Origin of the sequence: Fibrella forsythiae (assembly GCF_017353175.1) — a bacterium.
Classification (GTDB): Bacteria; Bacteroidota; Bacteroidia; order Cytophagales; family Spirosomataceae; genus Fibrella; species Fibrella forsythiae.
Window position 1 is genome coordinate 1 of record NZ_JAFMYW010000033.1, and the last position, 6,381, is coordinate 6,381.

General features: G+C 56.0%; 7 protein-coding genes. 6 read left to right on the forward strand and 1 reads right to left on the reverse strand.

The annotated features are described in order from the left end of the window. Positions 1 to 124 precede the first annotated feature (124 nt). The 5 genes from J2I46_RS32340 to J2I46_RS32360 all read left to right on the forward strand — a co-directional run bounded on the left by J2I46_RS32340 (position 125) and on the right by J2I46_RS32360 (position 3,401). A complete protein-coding gene (locus J2I46_RS32340; RefSeq protein WP_207333256.1) occupies positions 125 to 400 on the forward strand; it encodes a hypothetical protein in 276 nt (91 codons plus the stop codon). Positions 401 to 521: 121 nt separating this feature from the next. Further along, positions 522 to 1,016, forward strand: coding sequence for a hypothetical protein (locus J2I46_RS32345; RefSeq protein ID WP_207333257.1), 495 nt, complete (start codon positions 522 to 524; stop codon positions 1,014 to 1,016). 186 nt (positions 1,017 to 1,202) lie between these two features. Continuing rightward, entirely contained in the window at positions 1,203 to 2,282 is a 1,080-nt protein-coding gene (locus tag J2I46_RS32350) for a Fic family protein (RefSeq protein WP_207333258.1), read from the forward strand. 213 nt (positions 2,283 to 2,495) lie between these two features. Continuing rightward, positions 2,496 to 3,137: a ParA family partition ATPase gene (gene parA, locus J2I46_RS32355; RefSeq protein WP_207333259.1), complete on the forward strand. Its 642-nt coding sequence runs from the start codon at positions 2,496 to 2,498 to the stop codon at positions 3,135 to 3,137. Positions 3,138 to 3,152: 15 nt separating this feature from the next. Then, entirely contained in the window at positions 3,153 to 3,401 is a 249-nt protein-coding gene (locus J2I46_RS32360; RefSeq protein WP_207333260.1) for a hypothetical protein, read from the forward strand. Between the two features lie 104 nt (positions 3,402 to 3,505). Here J2I46_RS32360 and J2I46_RS32365 read toward each other — a convergent pair whose 3' ends face one another. Beyond that, the gene (locus J2I46_RS32365; protein WP_207333261.1) at positions 3,506 to 4,297 is read right to left on the reverse strand and encodes a hypothetical protein; all 792 of its coding nucleotides are present in this window, start codon (positions 4,295 to 4,297) and stop codon (positions 3,506 to 3,508) included. Positions 4,298 to 5,020: 723 nt separating this feature from the next. On the opposite strand from J2I46_RS32365, the gene J2I46_RS32370 reads away from it, so the two are divergent. Continuing rightward, positions 5,021 to 6,172 (forward strand): replication initiation protein, encoded by a 1,152-nt coding sequence (locus tag J2I46_RS32370; RefSeq protein WP_207333262.1) that lies wholly within the window; start codon positions 5,021 to 5,023, stop codon positions 6,170 to 6,172. The last annotated feature ends 209 nt before the right edge of the window (positions 6,173 to 6,381 follow it).

The window sequence follows — 6,381 nt, forward strand, 5'->3', positions numbered from 1 at the left end:
AAAGGGGCCGGACCACCTGTCTCGTCCCTGCCCCTGGTCGCTGCCGGGCTGGTGGCCAGGCCCTCCCCCCAGAGGCAGGCCGAAGGCCCCCTTCAACTGACTCTTTTTTAACCCTTGCTTACCCATGTCCCAGCCCGATTCTCCCCGTACTTTTCCCCAGGCCCTGTCGGCTCTCTCGGCCCAGCACGGCCACAGCCAGTTTGTCCACGCCAGTTTTGAGCCCCTTACGGGCCAGCTGGTCATCCAGCGCAGTAGTGGGGCGCTCTCCCCGGCCATGCAGATCCTGTACGAGGGGTGTCTCTTTGCCCGGGATACTTACCAGGCCGAGGAGCCCGAGCGCGATCCCTTCGCCGATGAACCCGGCGAAGATTACCCCGCCGAGCCCTACGACTGGGAGTAGCCCCCCCTTGATCTCCCCCTTTCAGGTCACTACCCTCACGCTGTGAGAGTAGTGACCTGTTGGCCGTTTTAGTGACCCCGTAGCTTTATGTATTCTTGACTCAGCCCCGCTTTCTGGTTCCATGTCTTCCTCTGCTTCTTGCCGTAGTCTGTCGCTGCCGGTTACCCCCCTGGTCAAACGCATCATCCTGGCTTCCACGAAAGGGCAGGCCCTGTTTGTTTCCCGCGAGCAGCGCAAGCCGTTTAACCCCTATTCGGCGTATCTGTTTGCCCTGCTTCAGCGCGAGCGGCGCTCGGCCGATGGGCAGGCCATGGCCGATGAGGCCCTCACCGAAAGCCTGACGATCCAAATCCCCGAGTGGCAGATGCGCGCGGGATGTATTGAGAGTATTACCCCGGCGCGGGCGGTGGCCTTCAACACCTTTGTGACAAATTCGTTTCGCCAGCGCCTGCGGGAGGAGATCGAGCTGCGCATCGAGTTCAGCAAGAGTCTGAAAGCCGCCGCCGAGCTGGCCCTGGCCCGCTGGGGCATCGATGAGGATACCTATCCCCTGAGCGCGGCCATCCGCCACTACACCCGTCACCGGGTGGAAACCGCCGGGGAGGCGCTCGACTAGTTTTTCCGTGAGTGTATAGTAAGCGTTTGTTGTCTGATGTTGCGTGTAGTGCCAAAGAGGGCCGTTCCAGTGGAACGGTCCTCTTTTTATGGGGCTTAGGGCTGGCAGCTCAATTTGGTGAGCGCTGCGCCAAAGCGCACCCGCCACTTCCTATATTTACGGATACAATACGGATACAATACAGGTATGTCTTTTGAGGATAAGCTTCAGTTTGATTTTTTGACGATGCAGGAGGTAATCCGCCGCATCGGTCTGATCGACGCTTTTCGGGGTAAGTGGGAGGCCCTCGAGCAGAAGAACAACCGCTACCTGCGGGAGCTTCGCCGGGTGGCCACCATTGAGAGCATTGGGTCGTCGACCCGCATTGAGGGTGCCGTGCTGACTAACCAGGAGGTTGAAAAGCTTGTGCGTAACGTAAAGATCACCGAGTTCAAGACCCGCGACGAGCAGGAGGTATTTGGGTATTACGAGGCGCTGGACCTGATTTTGGAGCACGCCAGAGAGATCGACCTGACGGAGGCTTACCTTAAGCAGCTGCACGGCATTCTGCTGCGCTACAGCGATAAAGACCAGCGCCACCGGGGCGGTTACAAGAACCTGTCAAACCAGGTGGTGGCCAACTACCCCGACGGCACCCAGCGCGTTATCTTTAACGCGACCGCGCCCCACTTGACTGAGCCCCAGATGCAGCAGATGGTGGACTGGGTGGCGAATGCTTTAGAAAAGCGGCAAATTCATCCCCTGCTGGTGATAGGCCTTTTTGTCTATGAGTTTCTGTCGATTCATCCCTTTCAGGATGGCAATGGCCGTCTGTCGCGGCTACTAACCACGCTGCTACTGCTCAAGGTGGGCTACGACTTTGCCCAGTACGTCTCCTTTGAGCACATCATCGAGCAGCGCAAGGCCGATTACTACCGGGCGCTGATGGCTGGCCAGCAGCACCGGGGTGGCGCCCAGGAGACCATCGGGACGTGGATGGTCTTTTTTCTGGATTGCCTCCAGACGCTAACCGATCGACTCACCAGCAAGTACGCTTTATACAAAGACAAGGGTGGCTACCTCAATGCCCGCCAGCAGCGCGTGGTAGCCCAGGTGCTGACCGATCAGCCCGTTAAACTTGGTGATCTGGCCAGATCGCTAGCTGATGTGTCGATCAATACCCTTAAGAAAGACCTTCACTACCTGGTGCAGCAGGGTAGCCTTGATCGGCTAGGAGAGGGAAAGGCTACTGTCTACTGGGTGGCCCACGCAGCCCAGACGCCCTAGCGCCGGACAGCGTACTACCGGCCAGGTCAATACTCCTATAATCAGCCCATTACAACGAACTATTGGCTTCCAATAGCTGTAAATGTGTAAATGTGCAAATGCACATTTACACATTTACACATTAGCTCTTTTACACATTTGCGCATTTGCACATTTACCCAAATGTACAAATGCGCAAATGTGTAGCTTTGCCAAAAAAAACGTCTTCGCTACATGATCATCTCCGTTACCAGCCTTAAGGGAGGCGTGGGTAAATCGACGGTTTCTCAAAACCTGGCCGTGTGCTTTGCCCACGCGGGCTACAAGGTGTGCATCATCGATGTGGACACCAACCAAAGCGCTATTCACTGGTCGGGGCTGCGACCCGAGGATGCCCCGCCCGTGCCCGTGTTTGGTCAGCCCGACGGCATCGAGCTCGCCAAGAACGTAAAGCTCATCAGCCGGGACTATGAGGTAGTGCTCATTGACGGAACACCCTCGCTCAATAAGATCACCAGTAAGATCATTCTGCTGGCCGATCTGCTGCTGGTGCCGATCCTGGCCAGTGGGCTGGACATGTGGGCAACCGCCCAGTTTCTGGAGCGCTACCAGGACGCCGTCGACGAAAAGGAGCGCGCCATACCCGCTTACTTTTTAATGAATCAGTTCCAGCCCAACACCAACCTGGCCCAGGAGGTCAAGGAAGCCCTGGAGGAGACGGTTATCCCCGTGCTGCAGACCACGCTGAAAAACCGGACGGCTTACCGCGAAGCCGTCATCAAAGGCCTGGGCGTGGTGGAATACAAGGACGAAAAAGCCAAATCAGAGACAGTAGCGCTCTTCAACGAATTAACCACAATCATCAAAGGGCTCTAAAGGCCCCTCTCGGCTATGGCAAAGGAAAAACTGGGCTTAAAAAACACGCTGGGTCTGAGCCCGCGGGTGGCCCTCAAAAAATCAGACATTGATCTTGAGCAGACCGAGAAGGCGGTCAAAGAAATCCATTCAACCCAGGGGGACATCAAGCGGGTCAGCATTGATATGCCCCTGGAGCTCTTCAAGGCCATGAAAATAAAAATTGTGGGTACCCAAACGGCCCGCGATTACATCCTTAACCTGATTAAGAACGACTTAGGCTAATGTACATTTACTCATTTGCACATTTAAACAAATGTGCAAATGAGTAAATAGGCTTGACCAAAAGGAGCAGCCGTAACCCGGCGGGAGCACGGGCTACGAAGGGCCTACTCGGCCGGGGCATCTTCCTGGATAGGCCGGGCAAAGAGCTGGGCCTTCAGATCGTGGGACCGAACGGGAAACCCCGCCAGGTAATCGGCAATCTGCTTGTGCTGGTGATCATGGGTCAGCAAGATCGCCCCCGTGTCCACAAACACCACATTGAGCTTGGTCTCCAGAATCTGCCCGCTACGATCGCGGATGGGGGAGAGCAGGTGCGATGTGGCGTTGCCGAAGGTGAGCTCGTCCAGGTGATACTTCCAGCTGATGTACCAGTAGCGGTACTCCGAGTAGTAGGTGCTCAGCACCAGCTCCCAGGCCTGGGGCTCATCGCGGATCTGGCGCCACAGGGCCTGCTCGGCCTCAAGGGCGCTGAGCTGCTGCTGCAGGCGGGTCTCCCCCCCGGGGGAGAGAATATCCAGTTGGCGTTGGAGCAGCTTTCCCTGCTGCTTCTCCAGCAGAGAAAGGTAACGATCGATCTCGGTCTGGCGCTCCAGAGCCCCGATCTGGGGGCTTTTGATGAGCCAGTACTTGTGCTTATCGTAGTAGGTGAGCTTGACGGCGGGCTGGAGGTAGTTGATCAGCTTGACCTTCTCAAAGCTCTGGCCCACGAAGGGGGCAAACTGGGCCATGACCTCAGTGGGCAGGTAGTGGACCCTATAGCCCTGGCGCAGAAAGTGCCGGGGGCCATTGATGTCCCAGGCCTCGGGCTGGTTGACAACAAGCGAGGGCATGGCCTCGAGCAGTGCCAGCAGCTGGGTCTGCAAGAGGCGGGTTTGGGAGCGGGCGGTGGGTTTCATGGGAATGGATACGAGGAATTGCTATAATGTTACTGCCAAAGTAAAATAACCAAGGAAGCCTACTTGCTTTCTGACTACTTTTCAAGTTTGACTTATTCACAGGGCAGCGCCAGGTCAACACACCTCTAAACCCCGTTGTTTCAAGTCAAACTTGTTTTTCTTGCTTTGACTTGATCGCGCGCGCAAGACTTGCAGCCCTTTTTTGGGCCTTATAAGCTATTATAAATCAATTAGTTAAGTGGCATAATGACTTGCTATCGGCAACCAAACTCCTGCTATCGGCAACCAAACTCCTGATTATCGGCAACCAAACTCCTGATTATCGGCAACCAAACTCCTGATTATCGGCAACCAAACTCCCGCTATGGCAACCAAACTCCCGCTTTATCGGCAACCAAACTCCCGCCGTCGTTTGAGACGCTCTACGCCGAAAATGTGGATAACTCAGCCTGGTGAACAAACTAGAAAGTCACGCCGTACCCGCTTGAAATCGTTTCCAGAGCGCCCAGCAGGTCACCAGCATGTGGCAATGCATACACATATATTCCAATAAAAAAAGGTCAGTACCCGCTCAAGGCAACCAAACTCCCGCTTAAATGCGTCGTACTGGCCCAACAAATACCCGCAAAGGGCCACTGGATAACAAGTACTTGTTGGCAACTATCGCTTTTTCTTGGTTGCCGCTACCAACAATGGTATATTTCGCTTCCTAATACTTTTGCCATGTCTACTTCATCAGCGGTCAGGCCTGCGACCACGGCCAGCGCCCAGATCAAGCTTTTTGAACTCGAGTCGACGGCGCTGCTCAAGCTGGCCTCCGTGGTGCAGGAGCCGCTGGATCTGCTGCTGGCCAAAAACAAGCATAAGCTCTCGGTTATCGACCGCCGGGTCTACTGGTGGATTCTGGGCAAGATGGCTGCCCTGCAAACGACCAATAAAGACGAGCCTATCCCCATTCCGGCCGAGAATCTGGTCTTCAGCATACCGGTTGGCGATCTCTACCTGCAGGCGGCGGGCGAGGCCGGCGGCGAGCCGACGCAAAAGAAAAAGTGGGTCCGCGGCCAGCTGACCAGTAAGCTGACTTATTCTACGTTCAAGACCATCGCCGAGCAGCTCATTGAGCGCTCCATCATCGTGGTTGATCACATGGACATTGTGGACCCGACTAAGCGTAAAGTAGGGGCAATTGCCATCTTTCCCCGCGTCTACTACGAGAACGGCATCCTGGAGGTGCACGTCGACCGGCTGATCGTGCCGGCCATGTGCACCCTGAGCAAAGGCTACACCAAGTACCAGCGGGAAGCGGCCATGGCCCTGGGCCACGATTACTCCCAGATCCTCTACGTGCGGCTGTGCCGTTTTCTGGACATCCATCAGTGGCGGGTAGCCGTCGACGAACTGCGGGTCATTCTGGAGGCCACTAGCTACAACCGCTACAGCAATTTCAAGCAGAAGGTGCTCCTGCCGGCGCTTCGGGAAATCAACCAGCGCACCGACATTACCGTTGAGCTGACGGAGAACTTCGCCGGCCGCAAAGTCACCGACGTGCATTTTACCATCTATCTGCGCGCCGACGCCTCGCAGCAGAAAGCCAAAAAACACCGCCAGGAAACCGAAGCCAGCCTGATAGATATTTACGGGATGGATCTGGAGTTGCGCCGCTCAAAGGCACTGGCTATCCTTCAGCAGGAGTATCTCTTCTCGGCTCCGCAGCAGCAGCGGATCCTGGCCAATGAAGCTCAGTTGAACCGCTTCATTGAGCTTCACTTCAAGATTGAGGAAGGGCTGCTGCGCATCAAGACCTCGCCGACCCGCTACATAGCCTCCGTGTTGTTCCCCAACAGCAAAGCTGCTCCCGTCCCCGGCCTGTTTTAGGAGCCCGCCAGTTGCCTACTTGTCACTCCCGCCCCGAGGCAGGGTTACTACAAGTAGCCATATCGGTAGGGATTTGCCGCGCAACTGACGCCCCGCCAAACGGCGGCTAACCAGGCTTTTTTTGCCCTTTTCCGCGCCGGTTTTTCCTCATTTACGCGGAGCATCACGGGTAGACAAACCAGGTCAGCAGTGGATCTTCCGACTTTTCT